20 protein-coding genes are annotated in these 19,806 nt (G+C 71.7%); 9 read left to right on the top strand and 11 right to left on the bottom strand.

Features of this window, described 5'->3' with window-relative positions:
- Nucleotides 1–32 precede the first annotated feature (32 nt).
- On the top strand, nucleotides 33–1,259 hold the full coding sequence (locus ACYVNR_RS04985; protein WP_461046979.1) for a M48 family metallopeptidase: 1,227 nt from the start codon (nucleotides 33–35) through the stop codon (nucleotides 1,257–1,259).
- A gap of 53 nt (nucleotides 1,260–1,312) precedes the next feature.
- Here the strand turns inward: ACYVNR_RS04985 and ACYVNR_RS04980 are convergent, their stop codons facing one another.
- The 5 genes from ACYVNR_RS04980 to ACYVNR_RS04960 all read right to left on the bottom strand — a co-directional run bounded on the left by ACYVNR_RS04980 (nucleotide 1,313) and on the right by ACYVNR_RS04960 (nucleotide 5,589).
- The gene (locus ACYVNR_RS04980) at nucleotides 1,313–2,434 is read right to left on the bottom strand and encodes a P1 family peptidase (RefSeq protein WP_461046977.1); all 1,122 of its coding nucleotides are present in this window, start codon (nucleotides 2,432–2,434) and stop codon (nucleotides 1,313–1,315) included.
- The gene (locus ACYVNR_RS04975; protein ID WP_045190859.1) at nucleotides 2,431–2,895 is read right to left on the bottom strand and encodes a GNAT family N-acetyltransferase; all 465 of its coding nucleotides are present in this window, start codon (nucleotides 2,893–2,895) and stop codon (nucleotides 2,431–2,433) included. The genes ACYVNR_RS04980 and ACYVNR_RS04975 overlap by 4 nt, the downstream gene beginning before the upstream one ends.
- 136 nt (nucleotides 2,896–3,031) lie before the next feature.
- Entirely contained in the window at nucleotides 3,032–3,331 is a 300-nt protein-coding gene (locus ACYVNR_RS04970) for a DUF3263 domain-containing protein (RefSeq protein ID WP_386054151.1), read from the bottom strand.
- 185 nt (nucleotides 3,332–3,516) lie between these two features.
- A complete protein-coding gene (locus ACYVNR_RS04965) occupies nucleotides 3,517–4,878 on the bottom strand; it encodes a pyridoxal phosphate-dependent decarboxylase family protein (RefSeq protein ID WP_461046974.1) in 1,362 nt (453 codons plus the stop codon).
- A gap of 63 nt (nucleotides 4,879–4,941) precedes the next feature.
- Nucleotides 4,942–5,589 carry an HAD family hydrolase gene (locus ACYVNR_RS04960; RefSeq protein ID WP_045190862.1) on the bottom strand — a complete coding sequence of 216 codons (648 nt, stop codon included), beginning with the start codon at nucleotides 5,587–5,589 and terminating at the stop codon, nucleotides 4,942–4,944.
- Nucleotides 5,590–5,727: 138 nt separating this feature from the next.
- Between ACYVNR_RS04960 and ACYVNR_RS04955 the strand changes: the two genes are divergently transcribed.
- Nucleotides 5,728–6,765, top strand: a complete 1,038-nt coding sequence (locus tag ACYVNR_RS04955; RefSeq protein WP_461046972.1) for a putative sugar O-methyltransferase — start codon at nucleotides 5,728–5,730, stop codon at nucleotides 6,763–6,765.
- 4 nt (nucleotides 6,766–6,769) lie between these two features.
- Here the strand turns inward: ACYVNR_RS04955 and ACYVNR_RS04950 are convergent, their stop codons facing one another.
- Nucleotides 6,770–7,936 (bottom strand): N-acetylglucosamine-6-phosphate deacetylase, encoded by a 1,167-nt coding sequence (locus tag ACYVNR_RS04950; RefSeq protein ID WP_461046970.1) that lies wholly within the window; start codon nucleotides 7,934–7,936, stop codon nucleotides 6,770–6,772.
- A 44-nt stretch (nucleotides 7,937–7,980) separates the two neighbouring features.
- On the opposite strand from ACYVNR_RS04950, the gene ACYVNR_RS04945 reads away from it, so the two are divergent.
- From ACYVNR_RS04945 to ACYVNR_RS04935, 3 genes are all read left to right on the top strand, one after another.
- Nucleotides 7,981–8,658 carry a uracil-DNA glycosylase gene (locus tag ACYVNR_RS04945; RefSeq protein ID WP_458798724.1) on the top strand — a complete coding sequence of 226 codons (678 nt, stop codon included), beginning with the start codon at nucleotides 7,981–7,983 and terminating at the stop codon, nucleotides 8,656–8,658.
- Nucleotides 8,655–9,473 carry an SGNH/GDSL hydrolase family protein gene (locus ACYVNR_RS04940; RefSeq protein ID WP_045190865.1) on the top strand — a complete coding sequence of 273 codons (819 nt, stop codon included), beginning with the start codon at nucleotides 8,655–8,657 and terminating at the stop codon, nucleotides 9,471–9,473. Before ACYVNR_RS04945 ends, ACYVNR_RS04940 begins: the two co-directional genes overlap by 4 nt.
- 241 nt (nucleotides 9,474–9,714) lie before the next feature.
- Nucleotides 9,715–12,087, top strand: a complete 2,373-nt coding sequence (locus tag ACYVNR_RS04935) for an immune inhibitor A domain-containing protein (protein ID WP_461046967.1) — start codon at nucleotides 9,715–9,717, stop codon at nucleotides 12,085–12,087.
- 134 nt (nucleotides 12,088–12,221) lie between these two features.
- Here ACYVNR_RS04935 and gabT read toward each other — a convergent pair whose 3' ends face one another.
- The 4 genes from gabT to ACYVNR_RS04915 all read right to left on the bottom strand — a co-directional run bounded on the left by gabT (nucleotide 12,222) and on the right by ACYVNR_RS04915 (nucleotide 15,109).
- Nucleotides 12,222–13,559 (bottom strand): 4-aminobutyrate--2-oxoglutarate transaminase, encoded by a 1,338-nt coding sequence (gene gabT, locus ACYVNR_RS04930; RefSeq protein ID WP_461046965.1) that lies wholly within the window; start codon nucleotides 13,557–13,559, stop codon nucleotides 12,222–12,224.
- Nucleotides 13,560–13,755: 196 nt separating this feature from the next.
- On the bottom strand, nucleotides 13,756–14,196 hold the full coding sequence (locus tag ACYVNR_RS04925; protein WP_461046963.1) for a VOC family protein: 441 nt from the start codon (nucleotides 14,194–14,196) through the stop codon (nucleotides 13,756–13,758).
- 5 nt (nucleotides 14,197–14,201) lie between these two features.
- Nucleotides 14,202–14,711 carry an SRPBCC family protein gene (locus ACYVNR_RS04920; RefSeq protein ID WP_461046961.1) on the bottom strand — a complete coding sequence of 170 codons (510 nt, stop codon included), beginning with the start codon at nucleotides 14,709–14,711 and terminating at the stop codon, nucleotides 14,202–14,204.
- A gap of 2 nt (nucleotides 14,712–14,713) precedes the next feature.
- Nucleotides 14,714–15,109, bottom strand: coding sequence for an ArsR/SmtB family transcription factor (locus ACYVNR_RS04915; RefSeq protein ID WP_461046959.1), 396 nt, complete (start codon nucleotides 15,107–15,109; stop codon nucleotides 14,714–14,716).
- A gap of 199 nt (nucleotides 15,110–15,308) precedes the next feature.
- Between ACYVNR_RS04915 and ACYVNR_RS04910 the strand changes: the two genes are divergently transcribed.
- From ACYVNR_RS04910 to ACYVNR_RS04895, 4 genes are read left to right on the top strand one after another with little or no spacing between them, the layout of a single operon-like run.
- On the top strand, nucleotides 15,309–15,704 hold the full coding sequence (locus tag ACYVNR_RS04910; protein WP_458798730.1) for a TOBE domain-containing protein: 396 nt from the start codon (nucleotides 15,309–15,311) through the stop codon (nucleotides 15,702–15,704).
- Nucleotides 15,701–16,540: a molybdate ABC transporter substrate-binding protein gene (gene modA / locus ACYVNR_RS04905; protein ID WP_461046957.1), complete on the top strand. Its 840-nt coding sequence runs from the start codon at nucleotides 15,701–15,703 to the stop codon at nucleotides 16,538–16,540. The genes ACYVNR_RS04910 and modA overlap by 4 nt, the downstream gene beginning before the upstream one ends.
- A 37-nt stretch (nucleotides 16,541–16,577) precedes the next feature.
- Nucleotides 16,578–17,363, top strand: a complete 786-nt coding sequence (locus tag ACYVNR_RS04900) for an ABC transporter permease (protein ID WP_458798731.1) — start codon at nucleotides 16,578–16,580, stop codon at nucleotides 17,361–17,363.
- Nucleotides 17,360–18,409 (top strand): ABC transporter ATP-binding protein, encoded by a 1,050-nt coding sequence (locus ACYVNR_RS04895; RefSeq protein WP_461046954.1) that lies wholly within the window; start codon nucleotides 17,360–17,362, stop codon nucleotides 18,407–18,409. The genes ACYVNR_RS04900 and ACYVNR_RS04895 overlap by 4 nt, the downstream gene beginning before the upstream one ends.
- Here the strand turns inward: ACYVNR_RS04895 and ACYVNR_RS04890 are convergent.
- Nucleotides 18,397–19,680: an MFS transporter gene (locus ACYVNR_RS04890; RefSeq protein WP_461046952.1), complete on the bottom strand. Its 1,284-nt coding sequence runs from the start codon at nucleotides 19,678–19,680 to the stop codon at nucleotides 18,397–18,399. The two genes, ACYVNR_RS04895 and ACYVNR_RS04890, sit on opposite strands and share 13 nt — an antisense overlap.
- Nucleotides 19,681–19,806: the final 126 nt, after the last annotated feature.

Below are 19,806 nucleotides of genomic sequence, written 5' to 3'. Positions count from 1 at the left end.
ACGGAATGCCACCCGTCGCCGAAGGGTCACCCGTGTCCGAGCCCCACCCTGCCCCCTCCCCACCGCGGCCTGCCCCAGCAAGGCCCCGCGGATCGTGGTTCGCCCGACGCAAGGTCGCCGCGGTCGACGCCGGCTCGGCCCGCACGCACGACAGCCTGCTCTCCCAGGTCAGCCGCGGCGAGCGCCCGTCGCAGACCACGCGGACCGGGGCCGCCGTCGTCGCGCTCTCGGTGACGGTGCTCGTCGCGTATGCCGTCGCCGTCGTTCTGCTCGTCCTGGCGACCTTCGCGCCGAAGAACCTCTACGGCTGGGTCGGCGTCGTGATCGGTTGGCTCGTGGTGGTCGCCGTGGCGCCGCGGCCCAACCGGCTAGACGACGTGCGGCCACTGACCATCGACGAGTGCCCGAACCTGCACCGCCACGTCGCTGCCGTCGCAGACGCCGTCGGTACGCGCCCACCGGATGCCCTCGCCGTCTCGACCGACTTCAACGCCGGTGTCACGCGCCTCGGGTGGGGCCGGCGCCAGGTGCTCGTCATCGGCCTTCCGCTCTGGACGCTGCTGACCGACGACGCGCGGCTCGCGCTGCTGGCCCACGAGATGGGCCACCTCCGGGGCCGCGACGCCACGACCGGCTACGTGACGTGGACGGCCCACGGCATCCTCCACCGTTTCGCGACGCTGCTGACACCGCTTCCGGCCGACGCCTACACCGACTTCGCTGACTACCGTCCCGTGATCGAGGAGTCTCAGGCGACGATGAACGCGGTCGGCTCCTTCCTGCTGCGCATCGTGTCCCTGCCGGCGACGCTGCTGCTCCTGCTCTTCGAGCGCCTGGACGCGGTCAGCTCGCAGCGGGGCGAGTACCTCGCCGACCTGCGAGCTGCCGAGGTGGCGGGCTCCCACGCCCTCGTGAACCTGCTCGTCACGCTCGAGAACGTGCCGGGCCTGCACACGCTCGCTGCCGCCGGGGTCCGCCGGCGCGAGGACCCGTTCGTCGTGCTCGACACGGTGCGGGAGCGGCCGGTCCCGACCTCCGTCCAGGTCGACGCCGCCCGGCAGAGGGCCCGGGAGCAGGACCTGCGGTGGGACTCGAGCCATCCACGCGACGACCTGCGCCTGAGCCTCGTCGAGGCACGGGCCGCCGAGCGCACCCTGGAGCGCACCGACGTCGAGCACGAGGCCGCGGCGGAGCTCGCGCGGCTGCGGAACGGGCTCGCTCGACAGTTCGCAGACGACCTCATCGAGACCTACCACTGAAGGGCCGCCGGCCGCCCCATTGACGGCCCCCGCAGGCCGCCCCAACAGGAGGCCTAGCGGCCCACCGCGGACGGGAATGCGTCGGACCACGACCGCAGGGCGATGCCCCCGTCGGCCGTGCGGTCGACCGAGGTCGCGGCGAGCAGCGCGTGCACGATCGCTCGCGCGACGCAGTCGGCACCGGCCTCCATGAGCACCGTCAGCCCGATCGGGTCGGGCGCGGGTCGCTCCCCCGTCGACAGGGCGAACAGGGTGTCGCCGTCGAAGAGCGTGTGGACCGGCTTCAGCGCGCGGGCGAAACCGTCGTGGGCGATGCCGGCGGCCTTCTGGCACTGCGCCTTCGAGAGCGTGGCGTCGGTCGCGACGACGCCGATGGTCGTCGCCAGTCCGGGCAGCCCCGCGACGCGGCCGGGCAGCGCCTCGGCCACCTCGCGCGACGCCGCGAGCGCGGCCTCGTCCGGTCGGCCGACGTGGGCCAGCTCGGCGGCGAGACCCAGCCCGACGGCATACGGCAGGCCGGTCACGGGGTCGACGGCCGACCCGACGGCGTTAACGGCCACGAGAGCGGCGACCGTGACACCCGACTCGAGCACGACGCTCGCCGAGCCGATGCCGCCCTTGAAGCCGCCGACCTTGGCGCCCGTGCCGGCGCCGACGCAGCCTTGGACCACCGCGTCGGACGACGCGCTCGCGTATGCCGCCCTGCCGTCCTCGGCGCTGGGCGTGTTGCGCCACGTGCCGCTGCGTCCGAGGTCGAAGAGGATCGCTGACGGCACGATGGGCACGCGCTGACCCGGCTCGGCCGTGGGCCAGCCGAGCCCGTCGTCCGCGAGTGCAGCCATGACGCCGTCGGCTGCGGCGAGGCCGAAGGCGGAGCCGCCGCCGAGGACGACCGCGTTGACCCGGTCGACGAGGTTGCGGGGGTCGAGCAGGTCGGTCTCGCGCGTGCCGGGGCCACCGCCACGCACGTCGACCCCGGCGACGACACCGTCGTCGGGCGCGACGACGGCCGTCACCCCGGTCAGCCAGCCCGGCTCGTCGCGGGTGCAGTGGCCGACGCGCAGGCCAGGCACGTCGACGAGCGAGTTCGTCGGGCCAGGGGCCTGGCCGGGGGCCTGGCCGGGGCCCTGCCCTGGTCTCGGGGCGGGCCCCGGGCCGGAGAGGGGGTCGGTCACTGCGGGTCCCGCAGGTCGAACTCCATCAGCCGGCCGGGCGAGGTGAACCCGAGCCGCTCGTAGAACTCCTGGGCCCGGTCGTCGGGCGCGTTCAGGCGGATCCACTTCACGTCCGTCGTGCGCGACCACTCGATCATCGCCTCGGTGAGGGCGCGGCCGACACCACGGTCGCGGCACCCGGGGGCGACGAAGAGGCCACCGACGTGCAGCCACGAGACGTCGCGGCGCCCGGGCCACGGCAGGGCCCGGATGCGACGGGTCTCGAGGATGCCCGCGTGCTCGCCCCGGCTCTCGGCGATCCACGTGGGGCGGTCGGGCCGCTCGGCGAGCCATGCGTCGACGAAGCGGTCGAGGTAGCCCGTCTCGGACGGCATACCGAGCTCGCGGGCAAACTGGAGGTGCAGCGCGGCCACGATCAGGGCGTCGTCGGCCGACGCGCGACGGATCGTCACCTCAGCCATGAGGGAAGTGAACCACGCAGGAGGTGCGCAGGCACCCAACCCGGACGACTCCGACGACCCGGGCGCGGCGGTCGGCCGTCGAGGCCGTGGTGGGTCTCGGCGGCAGGTCGGTCACGTGGCTGCCGCTGGACCCGGGTCAGACGTTGATGCCGAGACGACGTGTGGTGCGCGCCCGCTGACGGCTGGCGCGCATGCGTCGCAGCCGCTTGATGAGCATCGGGTCGGCCTCGAGGGCGAGCGGGCTGTCGAGCAGCGCGTTGAGCACCTGGTAGTAGCGCGTGGAGCTCATGTCGAAGAGCTCCTTGATGGCCTGCTCCTTCGAGCCGGCGTACTTCCACCACTGGCGCTCGAACGCCAGGATCTCGAGGTCGCGAGCGCTCAGGCCGTCCTCGGACTCGGGGCGGTGCGGCTGCGCCGTGGCGTGGTCTGTGCTCATGGTCCCGTCTCAGTGCGGTCGTGCTCGGTCCTACGTGTGTGCGTCGGCTCCGGACATCACCCTAGGTGCAAATGACAGGGGTGTCATTCAGATCGGGCGTGTTGGCGGCATGTCGTCGACCGCCGTCCGGCGAGGGGCGGAACATAGGCCTCAAAAGGCACATCCGCCCCATCTGTGACGCCTCGTCAGGCCATCGTGTCGAGGATGGCGTTGACGTCCTCCTTCGTCGTGTGCGGGTTGACGATCGCGAAGCGGGTCAGGGTCTCGCCGCGGAAGGTCGTCGGCACGACGAAGGCGAACTCCTCGGACAGTAGGCGGTCGGTCCACGCTTGGTAGTCCTCGGGCGTCCAGCCCAGCCGGCGGAAGACGACGACGGAGAGGTCGGGCTCGCGCACGGCCTCGAGGTAGGGACGGCGTGCGATCTCGTCGGCCGCGAACCGCGTCACCTCGATGGTGCTCTCGATCGCGTCGACGTAGGCGTCGGTGCCGTGGACCGCGAGGGAGTACCAGAGGGGCAGTCCACGGGCGCGCCGGGTCAGGCCGATCGAGTAGTCGGTCGGGTTCCACTCCGCCGACTTCGTGATGACGTCGAGGTAGCCCGCCTCCTGCGTGTGCGCGATCCGGGCCAGCTCGGGCTCGCGGTAGATGAGCGCGCAGCAGTCGAACGGGGCGAAGAGCCACTTGTGCGGGTCGACGATGAACGAGTCGGCGTGCTCGATGCCGGCGAAGAGGTGCCGCACCGACGGCGCCGCGAGACCGGCCCCGCCGTAGGCCCCGTCGACGTGCAGCCAGATGCCGAACTCGCGACAGACCTCCGCAACCGAGGCGAGGTCGTCGACGACGCCGAAGTTCGTCGTGCCGCTGGTCGCGACCACGGCGAAGAACGTCTCGGGACCGTTCTCCTCCAACGTCTTTCGCAGCTCTGCGCCGGTGAGTCGGAGCTTGTCGTCGACGGCGACTCCACACACCTCGGCGTCCATGACGGCCGCCATCGAGACGACGGACGAGTGGGCGTTGTCGGTGGCCGCGATCCGGTAGGGACGGGCCCCGCTGCCGCTCGCCGCGGCACGCGCCCGTGCCGTGTGCCGTGCCACCACGAGCGCCGACAGGTTGCCGACCGTGCCGCCGGGCACGAAGACGCCGCCGGCCGACTCGGGCAGCCCGGCGAGGTCGCTGATCCAGCGCAGCGCCTGGTTCTCGGCGTAGACGGCGCCGGCTCCCTCCATCCAGGAGCCCCCGTAGATGGACGAGGCGCCGACGACGACGTCGAACGCCGCGGCCTCACGCGTCGGCGCGCAGGGGATGAACGACAGGTAGCGGGGGTGGTCGGTCGACAGGCAGGCCGGGGCGAGGGTGTGCTCGAAGAGCTCCATCGCCCGGGTCGAGCCGAGGCCCTCGCGCGTGATGGTCTGACCGGCTTCCGACGCGAGGTACTCCTCGGTCTGGGCGCCGTCGAGTGGGATGGGGTCCATGAGGAGCCGCTCGCGGGCGTAGCTGAGGACCTTGTCGACGGCGACGTGGTCGGCGTCCTTCTCGAAGCTGTGCACGCACAGATGCTAGGCCCTGCGCGCCCCGCCCCCGACCGGGGATTGCGGCGCGCGGCGGCCCCGTCAGCCGATCAGGGTGGAGCGCAGCTCGTCGGCCGTCGTGACGACCGCCGACGGGCGCACGGCCTCGAGCGGCTCGGGCAGGCCGGCGCCCCACGTGACCGCGACGGTGTCCATCCCCGCCGCCTTGCCCGCGAGCACGTCGACGACGGCGTCACCGACGTAGACGGCGCCGTTGGCGCTGCGGCCCATCCGCTCGAGGGCGAGCAGCAGCGGCGTCGGGTCGGGCTTGTGCCGCTCGGTGTCCTCCATCGCCACCAGCACCTCGACGTGCTCGGAGATGCCGAGGATGTCCATCGCCTGCTCGGCCGACTCGCGGCGCTTCGACGTGGCCACCCCGACGGCGACCCCGGCCGCGCGCAGGTCGGCGAGCACCGCGACGACGCCGTCGTAGTCGCGGATGAGGCGCTCGGTGTTGTCGGCGTTCCACTGCAGGTAGGTCGCGTAGAGCTCGTCGGCGTGCTCGGGCGAGTGGTCGCGGAACGCGCCGATGAGCGGCCTGCCGATCCACGAACGGATGACGTCGGGGTCCTCCTCCCGCCCGATCACGGTGCGGAACGCGTACTGGTACGACTCGACGATGAGGTTGATCGTGTCAGCGAGCGTGCCGTCGAGGTCGAAGACGGCGGTGGACCAGCGTGGAGACGTCACCGGGCGAGCCTAGGGCAGCCCTGCCGGGACCCGGGTCCGCGGCCGTATGCCGGTCGGTTCGGCCCCGATATCGGCTTTCTTCGGACATTCCGGGCCTCGTGCTGCCCACGGCCGCCCTCGGGAGGGCAGCATGCACTCATGACTGAAGCCACGACGGTCGACTGGTCCGCCATGACGCAGCGTTCGCTCGACGAGCTGCGCGGGACGGACTCCCTGTACCGGCCGACGAGCTTCTGGGGCCCCGGTCTCGACGCGCTGCTGGCCGACATGGACCAGCGCGGGCTCGAGTCGTTCAAGTCGTGGCCGACGGCCGCCTGGTGGTTCTACCCGCGCTACGGCGTCGGCTTCACGTATGCCGTCATCGACAAGGTGATGGCCACCGTGCGGGCCTCCCTGCCCGACGCACAGGCCGGGTGGATCCGTTCGGCCCTCGTCGCCACCCACGAGGCCCGCCGCGACTTCGACGCCCTGCGCCTCGCCTGGAACCAGACGAACTGGCCGTGCGACCTCAACGGCTATGGCGAGTCGACGGTGGGCACCCCCTTCCAGTACTACCGGTTCACGAACGCCCACCACGGCTGGACCCGGCCCTACCTCAACTACGCCCTCTGCATGGCGGCCCTGTCGATGCACGTCCCGGCACCGCCGAAGCGCTTCCTCGAGATCGGCGGCGGCTTCGGGGTGCTCGGCGAGTTCGTCATGTCGCGCGACCCCGAGGCCGTCTACGTCGACGTCGACATCCCGCCCCTGCTGACCGTCTCGTCCTGGTACCTGCGCGAGCTCTTCGGCGACCGGGTCGCGGTCTACGACACGGGCATCGCCTCGACGGGCCCCATCGAGGTCGAGGGGTCCGCCGTGCTGCCGAACTACCGGCTGCCCGACCTCACCGGGGAGTTCGACGTCTTCGTCAACTCCTTCTCCTTCCAGGAGATGGAGCCCGACGTCGTGGAGAACTACATCGACCTCGTCGTCGCGCGCGGCGTGCGATGGGCCGTCTCGCTCAACTCGCGCCTCGGCAAGCCGGTCAAGGACGGCGACCGCGTCGGCGTCGTCGACCCGGTGACGTCGGCCCGCATCATCGCGATGTTCGAGCGTCGCGGCTTCGAGCTGATGGGCGCCTACAACAGCCCGCTCATCCACTCGGCCGGCCAGCTCGCGGTGCTCCGGAGACGCTGAACGGTCAGCCGAGCCAGGCGCCCCGGCGCAGCACACGGGTGGGCCGGGCCGCGTCGTCGACGACGACGAGGTCGGCGCGGGAGCCCACGGCGAGCGCGCCGCGGTCGGCCAGGCCCAGCGCTCGGGCAGGGGTGCGCGTGCCGGGGCGGACGGCATACGCCAGCGGGATGCCCGTGCCGAACGCCCGCGCGACGATGTCGCCGACGTGGCTCGTGCCACCGGCGATCGATCCGGGGGTCGTGCCGTCGGGATCGCTGCGCAGGCGTGCGACGCCCCGGTCGACGACGACCGGGAGACCACCGAGGACGTACGCGCCGTCCCCCACTCCCGCGGCCGCCATCGCGTCGGAGACGAAGGCGACGTGGTCGGCGCCGACGAGGTCGAGGACGGTGCGCACCGTGTCGTCGGACAGGTGCGCGCCGTCGGCGATGAGCTCGACCGTCACGTGACCACGGGCGGCCGAACGCATCAGTGCCGGGACGGCGCCCGGCTCACGGTGGTGCCACGGGTCCATGCCGTTGAAGAGGTGGGTGGCCAGGTCGGCGCCGGCCGCGACCGCCTGCTCGACCTGGCCGAACGACGCCGTCGTGTGGCCGATCGCGGCGTGCACCCCGGCCGACGTCAGCCAGTTCACGAGGTCGAGGCCGTGGTCGCGCTCGGGGGCGAGGGTCACTTGCCGCACGTGCCCGCGACCGAGCGAGAGGAGGCGCTCGACCTCGGCGAGCGTCGGGTCGCGCAGGAGGGCCGGGTTGTGGGCTCCGCAGCGCGCCTCGGCGAGCCACGGGCCCTCGAGGTGGATCCCGTCGACGAGCCCGTCGTCACAGAGCTCGGCGAGCATCGCGACGCCGCGCTCGAGGTCGCGAGGGGCCATGGTGACGAGGCTCGCGAGCAGGCTCGTCGAACCGTGCTCGTGGTGGTGCCGCGCCGCGGACGCGGCCGCCTCGTCGTCGAGGTCGGTGAACGCCGACCCGCCGCCACCGTGGCAGTGGAGGTCGACGTATGCCGGCAGCATCGTCCCGCTCACCCGCTCGGCGCCGAGGGCCTCCCTCGGCGGTTCGGTGCCGGGCTCGATCGGGGTGACCGCCACGATGCGCTCGCCGACCGCGCGGACCAGCACGTCGGGCAGCACGGCGTCGTCGACGAGGGCGGGACCGCGCAGCGAGAGGTTCATCGGGGTCGATTCTGTCGCACGACGGGCAGGGGTAGCGTGTGGCCGTGCCGGCGCGACCCCTCTCTGAGCTCGTCCACCCCACGTGGGTGCCCGCCCTCGAGCCGGTCGCCGACACGATCAGCCGCCTCGGCGAGTTCCTCCGCGCCGAGGTCGCCGCCGGGCGCGGCTACCTGCCGTCGGGAGAGAACGTGCTGCGCGCCTTCTCGCTCCCGCTGCCCGACGTGCGGGTGCTCGTCGTCGGCCAGGACCCCTACCCGACCACCGGCCACCCGGTGGGGCTCAGCTTCAGCGTGGCGCCCGACGTGCGCCCCGTGCCGCGGTCGCTGCAGAACATCTACCAGGAGCTCGGCACCGACCTCGGCCTGCCGACGCCGGCCAACGGTGACCTGACGCCATGGTTCGAACGAGGCGTCATGCTGCTCAACAGGGTGCTCACGGTGCAGCCGGGACGCTCGGCCAGCCACCAGGGCAAGGGCTGGGAAACCGTGACGGCACAAGCCATCTCGGCCCTCGTCGGACGCGGCGGTCCGCTCGTCGCGATCCTCTGGGGACGGCAGGCCCAGTCGCTCGCGCCCATGCTGGGGAGCGTGCCGCGCATCGAGTCGGCGCACCCGTCGCCCCTGTCCGCCCGCTCCGGGTTCTTCGGGTCACGCCCCTTCAGCCGCACCAACGACCTCCTCGCCCAGCAGGGCGCCCCACCCATCGACTGGAGGCTGACATGACCCAGCCCGCCCCCGGCGGCTCCCGACCCACCGTCTGGACCCGCTTCGTCGCGATCGGCGACTCGTTCACCGAGGGCATGTGCGACGACGACCCGTCGTTCGGCCACGACGGCGAGTTCGCCGGCTGGGCCGACCGGCTCGCCGCCCACCTGTCCGAGATCGCCCGCGCCGAGGGGCTCGACTTCGGCTACGCCAACCTCGCCGTCCGGGGGCGCAAGCTCGCCGACGTCGTCGGCCCGCAGCTCGAGGACGCGCTGGCCCTGCAGCCTGACCTCGTGAGCATCGTCGGCGGCGGCAACGACATCCTCCGGCCCAAGGCCGACCTCGACGGGCTCGCGGCCCGGCTCGAGGCGGCCGTGGCCCGCATCCGCGCGACCGGCGCCGACGTGCTCATGGCCACACCCGTCGATCCGGCAGATGCCCCGCTGGTCAAGGCAACTCGCGGTCGCGCCGCCATCCACACGGCCAACATCTGGAGCATCGCGCGGCGCAACGGCGCCCACGTCATCGACCAGTGGGGGCTGCACGCCCTGCGCGACTGGCGGATGTGGGCCGACGACCGCATCCACATGACGACCGAAGGGCACCGGCGCGTGTCGCTCGCAGCCCTCGAGGCCCTCGGGCACACGCCGTCCGAGACCGACTGGGCGACCCCGCTCGACCCCGCTCCCCCGATCGGGCGGCGCGAGGCGCTTCAGGCCAACGCGCAGTGGGCCAAGGAGTACGTCGGCCCCTGGGTGCACCGACGCCTCACCGGCCGCTCGTCCGGCGACCACCGGCAGGCCAAGCGTCCCGACGTCGCGCCGCTCGACTGAGTCTGCGAGGCGCACGGCATACCGCTGGATCTTCGGAACATGTCCGGAACGTCCTGAGGATCTCCTGAAATTTTCCGATTGCACCTCTGGTGCGAAGTAGGTCGCAGGTGATTAGGTCTCCCTCGGGTCACGCGCCGGGGGCGCCGGCCCTCCATCCACCACTCAGCGTGCGACTCCCGATCGGGTGCCGCACGTGATTGCGCACTGACGGCCACCCGCGCCGTCGAAACAAGGAGGTTTCGTGCGTAGGACGTCTGTGGGGCTGCTCAGCCTCGCCCTGGCCGCAGGGATGGGGGTGTCCATCGGAGCCCCGATGGTCGGCGCCCTCCCCACCGCCAGCCCGAACAACGTGCACGCCGGCGACGCCGCTGCACCGACCGGCTCGGACGAGTTCTCGAGCCCGCAGCAGGACAAGGCCCGCGCCCTCAAGGAGCGCGCCCTGACCGAGGTCCTCGACGGCAAGGCCACCGCCGTCAAGCAGGGCAAGAGCACCGTCGCCAAGATCTCCACCGGCAAGCGCGGCACGGGAGCCACCGACGAGTACGTCGAGCTCGGCCGCGAGGGCACCGACAAGATCTTCGTCGTGCTCGCCGAGTTCGGCAACCAGCGCAGCGCCAGCTATCCCGACGTCGACTCCGACCCGAACACCCCTGGTCCGACGACGTGGGACGGCCCGCTGCACAACGCGATCCCGCAGCCCGACCGCACCCTCGACAACTCGACGAACTGGAACGCGAACTACAGCCGCGACTACTTCCAGAACCTCTACTTCGGCGCCGGCGGCACCATCGGCGCCGGTGGCACGCAGGAGACCGTCAAGCAGTGGTACGAGCGTCAGAGCTCGGGCCGCTACAGCATCGACGGCCAGGTCTCCGACTGGGTCAAGGTGCCCTACAACGAGGCCCGCTACGGCCGCGACTTCTGCGGCTCGCACGTGTGCACCAACACGTGGGCCCTCGTGCGTGACGCCGTCAACCAGTGGGTCGCCGACCAGAAGGCCAAGGGCCAGACCGACGCCCAGATCAAGGCGACCCTCGCGACCTACGACCAGTGGGACCGCTACGACGCCGACAACGACGGCAACTTCAACGAGCCCGACGGCTACATCGACCACTTCCAGATCGTGCACGCGGGCGGCGACCAGGCCGACGGCGACCCCATCCAGGGTGAGGACGCCATCTGGTCGCACCGCTGGTTCGCCTACTACAACACGGCCGGCAGCCAGGGCCCCGCGGGCAACCTCAACGGTGGCACGCAGATCGGCACCACCGGCATGTGGGTCGGCGACTACACGATCCAGCCCGAGAACGGGGGCATGTCGGTCTTCACGCACGAGTACGGCCACGACCTCGGCCTCCCCGACCTCTACGACACCGCCACCGGCGCCGACAACGGCGTCAACTGGTGGTCGATGATGAGCCAGAGCCGCCAGGCCGGTCCGAACGACCAGTCCATCGGTTCGCGCGGCTCCGACTTCGGCGCCTGGGAGAAGCTCCAGCTCGGCTGGCTCGACTACAAGTACGTCCCGTCGGTGACCGCTGCCGGCACCACGGTGGACCTCGGCCCGCACGAGTACAACTCGGCCAAGAAGCAGGCCCTCATCGTCGGCCTGCCGAAGAAGACCGTCGTCACCAAGCTCGCGACTCCCTTCGAGGGCAGCAAGACCTGGTACGGCGGCCGCGCGGACGCGACGAACGCCACGATGACGCGTGACGTGACTCTGGCTGCAGGCACCTCGACCCTGACGTTCCAGACGAACTACTTCATCGAGGACTGCACCTGCGACTTCGCCTACGTCGAGGTCAACGACGGATCCGGCTGGACGTCGATCCCGGGCACCATCACCGGCACCGAGAACAACGGCATCACCGGCACGACGAACGACGCGTGGGTCCCGGCGTCGTTCGACCTGTCCGCCTACGCGGGCAAGACGGTGAGCCTGCGCTTCCGCTACGCCACGGACGCGGCCTACACCGAGCGTGGCTTCTTCGTCGACGCGGTCAAGGTCGTCTCGGGCGGCGCCACGATCGTCGACTCCGGCGCCGAGAACGGCACCGAGGGCTGGGCCCTCGCAGGCTTCTCCGCCGTGGGCGGGCAGACCTCGAGCCAGTTCAACAACTACTACATCGCCTCCTACCGGAACTACCTGTCGTTCGACAAGTACCTCCAGAGCGGGCCGTACAACTTCGGCTGGCTCAACACGAACGGCGACAAGGTGGAGCACTTCCCCTACCAGGACGGGCTGCTCCTCAGCTACTGGGACCTCTCCCAGGCCGACAACAACACCGGGGCGCACCCCGGTGAGGGCGAGATCCTCCCCGTCGACGCCAACGCGGCGCCTCGGCAGCTGTCCGACGGCACGCTGCTCCGCGCCCGCATCGCTGGTTACGACGCACCGTTCTCGCTGTCCAAGTCGGACACGTTCACGTTCCACAAGAACGGCGTGCCCTTCACGGTCGCGGGTGCGGCCCCGGCGCCGGTGTTCAACGATGGCAAGCAGTACTGGTACTCGCAGACCCCCTACACGGGCGTCAAGGTCCCGAACAACGGTGTCAACATCGCTGTGCAGAAGGTCGATGGCACCTCGATGACCGTCAAGGCTTGGCTCCGCTGACGCGGATTTCCTTGCAACGCAGTGAGGCCCGCCCCTCTACGGGGGCGGGCCTCTCCGCTTTCGAGGACTACGCCGGGTGGTTCCGTTGCGCTGCAAGGCAACCGGACGGCATACGCCCTCTGGCTTGTCGTGCTTCAGACGGACTGGGCGAAGGCCTTCTCGAAGATGTCGAGGCCCTCGGAGAGCAGCTCGTCGCTCGCCGCGAGCGGCGGCAGGAACCGGAAGACGTTGCCGTAGGTGCCGCACGTCAGGGTGACGAGGCCCTCGGCGTGGCAGGCCTTGTTGACGGCGCCGGTGAGCGCGGCATTCGGCGTGAGGTCGCCCTCGCCGTTGACGAGCTCGACCGCGAGCATCGCGCCGCGGCCGCGGATGTCACCGATCTGCGGGTACTTCGACGCCAGCGCCTCGAGCCGCGGCACGAAGAGCGCCTCGACCTGCTTGGCGCGACCGCAGAGGTCGTCGGCCTTCATCGTCTCGATGGCGCCGAGCGCCGATGCACACGCGACGGGGTTGCCGCCGTAGGTGCCGCCGAGGCCGCCGCCGTGGACGGCGTCCATGATCTCGGCGCGTCCCGTGACGCCCGCGAGCGGCAGGCCCCCGGCCATGCCCTTGGCGGTCGTGATGAGGTCGGGGACGACGTCCTCGTGCTCGCTCGCGAACCAGTCGCCGGTGCGGCAGAAGCCCGTCTGCACCTCGTCGGCGATGAAGACGATGCCGTTCTCGCGGCACCACTCGGCGACCTGCTTGACGAATCCCGCTGCGGGGACGATGAACCCGCCCTCGCCCTGGATCGGCTCGAGGATGACGGCGGCGAGGTTCTCCTCCCCGACCTGGGCGTGCACCTGCGACACGAAGACGTCGAACGACTCCTTGGCGCAGTCGGCCGGGCCGCCCGGCCAGCGGAACGGGTAGCTCATCGGGGCGCGGTAGACCTCGCCGGCGAACGGGCCGAACCTGTGCTTGTAGGGCATGTTCTTGGCCGTCAGGGCCATCGTGAGGTTGGTGCGGCCGTGGTACGCGTGGTCGAACGCGACGACGGCGTTGCGGCCGGTGTAGTGGCGGGCGACCTTGACGGCGTTCTCGACGGCCTCGGCGCCGGAGTTGAACAGGGCGGTGCGCTTCTCGTGGTCACCGGGCGTGAGGTCGTTGAGGGCCTCGGCGACCTCGAGGTACTCCTCGTAGGGGGTCACCATGAAGCACGTGTGGGTGAAGTCCTGCACCTGCGCGGTGACGCGCTCGACGACGCGCGGTGCGGCGTTGCCCACCGTCGTCACGGCGATGCCCGAGCCGAAGTCGATGAGCTGGTTGCCGTCGACGTCGACGAGGATGCCGCCGCCCGCCCGCTCGACGTAGACGGGCAGGCCGGTGGAGACGCCGGCGGACACGGCCGCCGTCTTGCGCTTCTGGAGCTCGACGGACCGGGGGCCGGGGATCGCGGTCGTGAGGACGCGCTGCTGGGGGACGCTGCTCATGCGCGTCAGTATGCCGTCGCCGGGCCGCCCGGGGGAACCCGCCCCGTCGCGCCTGCCAGCGCTCGATCCGCAGCCGAACGACGCGTTCGGTGGCGAACTCAGCGGTAGAACACTGCGCTCGCCACTGAACGCGTCGTTCGAGAGGGTCGTCACCCGGCCGACGGCACACCTTGTCGCCGTGCCGCCGGCCCGTCGTTCAGAGCTCGACGCCTTCTCCGAACCGGCCCCGGTGCTCGACCGGGATGAGCGGCTTGTCGGCGCGGGCCCTGATCTGCTGGACCGCCCACGTGTTGCCGTCCGGGTCGGCGAACCCGAAGAACGTGCCTCCGTCTCGCGGGTCGATCGTCTGGACCTCCGAGCACTCGACGCCGCGTCCGACGAGCTCGGCGCGGGCCGCCTCGGCGTCGGCCACGACGAGCTGCACGCCCTTGAGCGAGCCCGGGGCCATCTCCTGCTGGGCGGGGATGTCGCCGACGACGATCGAGCACCCGGAGCCGCGCGGCGTCAGCTGGGCGACGTGCATGTGCTCGTTCTTCGTGTCGTGGTCGAGGGTGAACCCGACCTGGTCGCGGTAGAAGGCGATCGCGGCGTCGAGGTCGCTGACCGGGACGATGACCACCTCGAGGGTCCAGTCCATGGCCTTCAGGCCTGCGCGGAGGCGGTCGATGCGGCGGCGGTCGATGCGGAGGCGACGAGCTCGTCGAGGCGCTCGTAGCCCTCGACCATGCCCTTCTCCATGCCGCTCTCGATCATCATGTCGCGGCCCTCGACGGTCGGGCCGACACTGTGGCCCTCGAGCCGGCAGCGGCCGTCGCCGAGGTCGACGAAGCGCATGAACTCGATGGCGACCTCGTCGGGCGCACCCTCGAACTCGAACGTCTGGATCGCCAGCTCGTTGTCGCGGACGGTGTGGAAGGTGCCGTGGAAGCCGTAGACGTTGTCGCCGTCGCGATGGGTGTAGCGGTAGCCGCCGCCGGACGTGAAGTCCCAGCGCTCGATGTCCATCTCGTAGCCGCGCGGGCCGAGCCACTGGCGGACGAGCTCGGGGTCGCGATGGGCGTTGAAGACGGCCTCGACCGGGGCGTCGAACTCGCGCGTGAAGTCGATCCACGGCTTGCCGGAGGGGGCGTCGATGTTCAGCGGGTGGCTCATGGCTACTGCTCCTTGTGGGTGTGCTGGTTCGTGTTGGTGTTGGTGTTGGCGTCGGTGTTGCCTGACGTGGTGCGTTCGAGGAGCGCGTCGAGGCTGCGGAACCGCTGCTCGGCGAGGAGGCGGTAGCGGTCGATCCAGGCCGTCATGGCCTCGAGCCGCGCGGCCTCGAGGTGGACGGGGCGGCGCTGGGCGTCGCGGGTCCGGCTCACGAGGCCGGCGAGCTCGAGCACCTGGATGTGCTTGCTGACGGCCTGCTTGCTGATCTCGAACGGTTCGGCGAGCTCGTTGACGGTCGCGGGCCCTCGGCTGAGGCGGGCGATGATGGCGCGCCGGACCGGGTCGGCCAGGGCCGCGAAGGCGCGGTCGAGGTCGGCGTCCGAGACCGGCGTGAGGATCATTATCAACCAAATCCTTGATCAATCGATAGATTGATTACACGCCCGCCGCGCCATGGTGTCAACCCCTCCTTTTCATCGAGAAAGCGATCCGTCCGGACGGATCGCTTTCTCGGTGAGGACGCTCGGGGGCGCCTGAGGACGCTCAGCTGCGCCCGTGAACAGCCGCGTGTTCCGCAGATGCGGAGGTAGAGTGCTTCCCATGCCGCATCTGCGCATCACCGAGGCCGCCGCGCTGCTCGGCGTCTCCGACGACACCGTCCGCCGCATGGTCGACTCGGGCCGGCTCGACGGCGGCACCGACGACGCCGGGCGCCGCACCGTCGACGGGGCCCAGCTGGCAACCGTCGCACAGGAGCTGGCCCACCCGGCGGCCGTGGGCGCCATCGGCAGCGCCTCGGCCCGCAACCGGTTGCGCGGCATCGTCACGGCGATCACCAAGGACACCGTGATGGCCAAGGTCGAGCTGCAGTGCGGGCCGTTCCGCATCGTCTCGCTCCTCTCGAGCGAGTCCGTCGACGACCTCGGCCTCGAGGTCGGTTCGGTCGCCGTCGCGAGCGTCAAGTCGACCCACGTCGTCGTCGAGGTGCCCGTATGAGCGCGACCGCGCCGAACCGCCCGCGCCCCCGACCCTCCCTCGGCGTGACCGTCACGGTGGCGGTCCTCGCTCTCGTGCCCCTCGCGCTCGCCGCCTGCGGCGCCGGCACCGACTCCGCCGGGAGCACCGGACGCCAGGGGTCGTCCGGTGCCCCGGGGGCCCAGGCGCAGCGACTCGAGGGGACCGTCACGGTGCTGGCTGCCGCGTCACTCACCGAGTCGTTCGACCGGCTGAAGGCTGACTTCGAGGCCGCCAACCCCGGCGTCACCGTCGAGACGTCCTACGGCTCGAGCAGCACCCTCGTCCAGCAGGTCAACAACGGCGCACCCGCGCAGGTCATCGCGCTCGCCGGCGCCGCCGCAGCCGAGCCCCTCGACAAGAGCCTGGTCAAGCAGACCCGGACCTTCGCCACCAACGTGCTCGAGATCGCCGTGCCGCCGGGCAACCCGGCCGGTGTCACGTCGGTCAACGACCTCGGCAAGCCCACGGTCAAGGTCGTCCTCTGCGCCGACACCGTGCCCTGCGGCAAGGCCGCCCAGGCGACCTTCAGGAAGGCGCGCATCGTGCCCAACGTCGTCAGCAAGGAGGTCGACGTCAAAGCCACCCTCGCCAAGGTGAAGCTCGGCGAGGCCGACGCCGCCGTCGTCTACCACTCCGACGTCGTCGCCGCGAAGGACGCCGTCACGGGCGTGGCCATCCAGGTGCCGTTCAACACGCGGCTCGACTATCCCGTCATCCGGCTCGCCGACGACGCCGCGACCAAGGCGTTCGTCGCCTACGTGCTGAGCGCCCAGGGCCTGGCCACGGTGCAGTCGTTCGGGCTCGGCGCGCCCTGACCGGCCGAGCCGGTGTCGGCCGGAAGGATGCCGTGACATGAGGTATGCCGGCCGGTGGCGCACCCGCCTCGCCCTCGGCGTCCCGGCGGGGCTGGCCCTCCTGCTCCTCGTCGTGCCGCTGGCTGCGCTCCTCGTGCGGGCGGACTGGGCACGCATCCCGGCGGACCTCGCGACACCGACCGTCCTTCCGGCGCTGCGGCTCTCGCTCACGACGACGTCGTGCACCGCTGCGCTGTGCCTGCTGCTCGGCACTCCCCTGGCCTGGTTCCTCGCGCGCTCGGACCACCCGGCGACGAGCTGGCTGCGTGCGCTGCTCACCGTGCCGCTGGTGCTCCCTCCGGTGGTCGGTGGCGTGGCCCTGCTCATGGCGTGGGGCCGCAACGGGCTGCTCGGTCAGCACCTGGCGCCGTTCGGCGTTCAGATCCCGTTCACGACCGTGGCCGTGGTGCTCGCCGAGACCTTCGTGGCCATGCCCTACTACGTGCTCGCCGTGGAGGGCGCGATGCGCGGTCTCGACGCACGTCTCGAGTCGGTGGCCCGCACCCTCGGCGCCGGCGAGCTGCGCTACCTGCGCACGGTGGGCATCCCCCTGGTGCTGCCCGGCATCGCGAGCGGGCTCGCCCTCGCCTGGGCCCGCGCGCTCGGCGAGTTCGGTGCGACGATCACCTTCGCCGGCAACTTCCAGGGCCGCACGCAGACCCTCCCGCTCCTCGTCTACGTCGAGCTGGAGCGAGATCCGCAGGTGGCGATCTCGATCTCGATCATGCTGCTGGCCGTCAGCGTGCTCGTGCTCGGGGTGCTGCGTGGCAGGTGGCTGCGGTGAGCCTCGATGCGCGAGTCCGCCTGTCGCGCGGTGCGATCGACGTCGACGTGTCACTTCGGGCCGAGCCCGGCCAGGTCGTCGGCGTCCTCGGCCCCAACGGCGGCGGCAAGACGACGACGGTTCTCGCGCTGGCCGGCATCCTGCGTGTCGCCGAGGGTCACGTCCGCGTCGATGGGCAGGCCTGGGACGACGGGCGTCGCGCCCTGCCCCCCGAGCAGCGCACGGTCGGCCTGATGCTCGCCGACAGCCTCCTCTTCCCGCACCTGACCGCCCTCGACAACGTCGCCTACGGTCCGCGCAGCCGGGGAGTCGACCGCCATCGCGCGCGCGACCGCGCCCGCGAAGAGCTCGGCCGGGTGGACCTGTTGGAGCGCGCCTCCTCCCGCCCGCGCCAGCTGTCGTCGGGGCAGCAGGCCCGCGTCGCCCTGGCTCGAGCCCTCGCGACGGACCCCTCCCTGCTCCTGCTCGACGAGCCCCTCGCCGCCCTCGACCCCGACACGCGCGCGCGCACCCGCAGCGACCTCGCGACCCGCCTGACGGCATACGGCGGCATCACCGTGCTCGTCACCCACGACCCGCTCGACGCGCTCACCCTCGCCGACCACCTCGTGTTCGTCGAGGACGGCCACGTCACCCAGTCCGGCACGCCGGCGGAGGTGCTCAGCGAGCCGCGCAGCCCCTACGTCGCTACCGTCGTCGGACTCAACCTGTATGCCGGAGAAGGGGACTCGCGGGGGCACGTGACCACCGGCGAGGGCGGCGTGGTCGTCACCACGAGCCCGACCGAGGGCCGGGTCTGGGCGACCATCCCCCCGAGCGCCGTGTCGCTGCACCTCCACCAGCCCGAGGGATCACCGCGCAACACGTGGCGGCTGCGCGTCGCGTCCGTCACCGTGCAGGGCCAGTCGGCGCGCGTCGGGCTCGTCGGCGCCCTGCCGGTCACGGCCGAGGTGACGCTCGAGTCCGTGACCGCACTCGGCCTGCAGGTCGGTCAGCAGGTCTGGGCCGCCGTCAAGGCCACCGAGGTGCGCACCTACCCGCGCTGAGCCTCGGCAGGGTCCACCGTGACGTCCGGCCTGCCCGCGACCCGACGCACGCGGAGGAAGGCGGCGACGGCCGGCAGCTGGACGGCCGCCGCGACGACGAGGGCGAGCGGGATCGAGGTGCGCGCCGCGAGCGCACCGAGCGGAGGGCCGCCGGCGACCTGCCCGATCGCGTTGGCCTGGCTGTTCATCGACAGCACGGTCGCGCGCGTCGAGGACTCGAGGTTGCGGTTGAGCCACGTCGCCTCGATCGGGCCGGCGAACGCGCGGCTCGCGCTGTGCAGCCAGAGCGCGACGAGCACCAGCCAGAGGTTCCCGAGCAGGGCGACGCCGACGACGGCCAGCACCTGCACCACGGCTGCGACGGCGACGGGCGTCCCGGGACTGGCATCGACGACGTGCCGCGGCAACCAGCGACTGCTTGCCAGCGACGCGCCGAGTGAGACGAGTGAGCCGACGAGCGCGAAGGCGGTGAAGGCGATGGCCTCGTCACCGCCGAAGAGCTCCGGCATGTCGAACGCGTCGAGCACCCGCACCTGCCAGAGCCGGTCGAAGACCTCACTGGACAGGCCGACGAGCAGGCTGACGAAGAGGAAGACGCGGACCACCCTGCGGCCACGAGCGATCCGCAGGCCGGCGACGAACTGGCTGCGCAGGTGCCCGAAGGTCTCCCGCTCGTTCCGCGGCGTCGGGCGGAAGTGCCGCTCGGGCATCGTGAGCAGCAGCCCGACGGCGAGGAGCACGAGGGTGGCGCCGGCGACGATGATCGGCAGGCGCAGGGCCACGAGGCCCAGCACGCCGGCGGTCAGCGTGCCGACGAAGCCGAAGGTGAGGTCCAGCTGGGTCTCCCGGGTGAACACCTCGGCCACCTCCTCCTCCCCCACCTCGTCAGTGATCCACGCCTGCAGCGCGCCGGAGGTGAAGGTGTAGCCGATGCCCCACACGACGTTGCCGACGAGCGCCGCGGCGAAGGTGGCGAGCACGCCCTCGACCGCGAAGCCCACCCCGACGAGGAGGAAGCCGATGATGACCGATGCCCGCCGGCTCCACAGGTCGGCGACGAGGCCGGTGGGCACCTCGAAGACGAAGCAGGTCGCCTCGAGCACCGTGCCGACGAACACCATCTGGAAGGGGTCGAGCCCGACCACGCGGTACTGGAAGACGAGGTTGAGGGTGAAGCAGGCGGCATACGCGAAGGCCGCGACGGCCGTCAGCACGTAGAAGGTCGGCGTCGCCGGGGTCTCGCGCAGCGGGCGGCGCAGGAGCCGGAGCACGGCTCGACAGTAGGGCCGTCGGGGGGCGCTCGTCCTCCGGTTTCCGACGACGTGTGCCGGGGCGCGGGTGGTGGCGCGGACGCGGGCGCCGGCGCTCGTGCGCCGACGCCCGCGGTCGGGAGGTGT

The organism is Terrabacter koreensis, assembly GCF_054783315.1.
Note: the sequence above shows the minus strand (reverse complement) of the source record. Positions and strands in the feature narration are given on the sequence as shown.

Excerpts from the sequence above, each read along its gene's own strand:
- ACYVNR_RS04975 (WP_045190859.1), bottom strand. The coding sequence starts at position 2,895 with ATGGCTGAGGTGACGATCCGTCGCGCGTCGGCCGACGACGCCCTGATC.
- ACYVNR_RS04970 (WP_386054151.1), bottom strand. The coding sequence starts at position 3,331 with ATGAGCACAGACCACGCCACGGCGCAGCCGCACCGCCCCGAGTCCGAG.
- ACYVNR_RS04955 (WP_461046972.1), top strand. The coding sequence starts at position 5,728 with ATGACTGAAGCCACGACGGTCGACTGGTCCGCCATGACGCAGCGTTCG.
- ACYVNR_RS04950 (WP_461046970.1), bottom strand. The coding sequence starts at position 7,936 with ATGAACCTCTCGCTGCGCGGTCCCGCCCTCGTCGACGACGCCGTGCTG.
- ACYVNR_RS04940 (WP_045190865.1), top strand. The coding sequence starts at position 8,655 with ATGACCCAGCCCGCCCCCGGCGGCTCCCGACCCACCGTCTGGACCCGC.
- gabT (WP_461046965.1), bottom strand. The coding sequence starts at position 13,559 with ATGAGCAGCGTCCCCCAGCAGCGCGTCCTCACGACCGCGATCCCCGGC.
- ACYVNR_RS04925 (WP_461046963.1), bottom strand. The coding sequence starts at position 14,196 with ATGGACTGGACCCTCGAGGTGGTCATCGTCCCGGTCAGCGACCTCGAC.
- ACYVNR_RS04920 (WP_461046961.1), bottom strand. The coding sequence starts at position 14,711 with ATGAGCCACCCGCTGAACATCGACGCCCCCTCCGGCAAGCCGTGGATC.
- ACYVNR_RS04915 (WP_461046959.1), bottom strand. The coding sequence starts at position 15,109 with ATGATCCTCACGCCGGTCTCGGACGCCGACCTCGACCGCGCCTTCGCG.
- ACYVNR_RS04910 (WP_458798730.1), top strand. The coding sequence starts at position 15,309 with ATGCCGCATCTGCGCATCACCGAGGCCGCCGCGCTGCTCGGCGTCTCC.
- modA (WP_461046957.1), top strand. The coding sequence starts at position 15,701 with ATGAGCGCGACCGCGCCGAACCGCCCGCGCCCCCGACCCTCCCTCGGC.
- ACYVNR_RS04900 (WP_458798731.1), top strand. The coding sequence starts at position 16,578 with ATGAGGTATGCCGGCCGGTGGCGCACCCGCCTCGCCCTCGGCGTCCCG.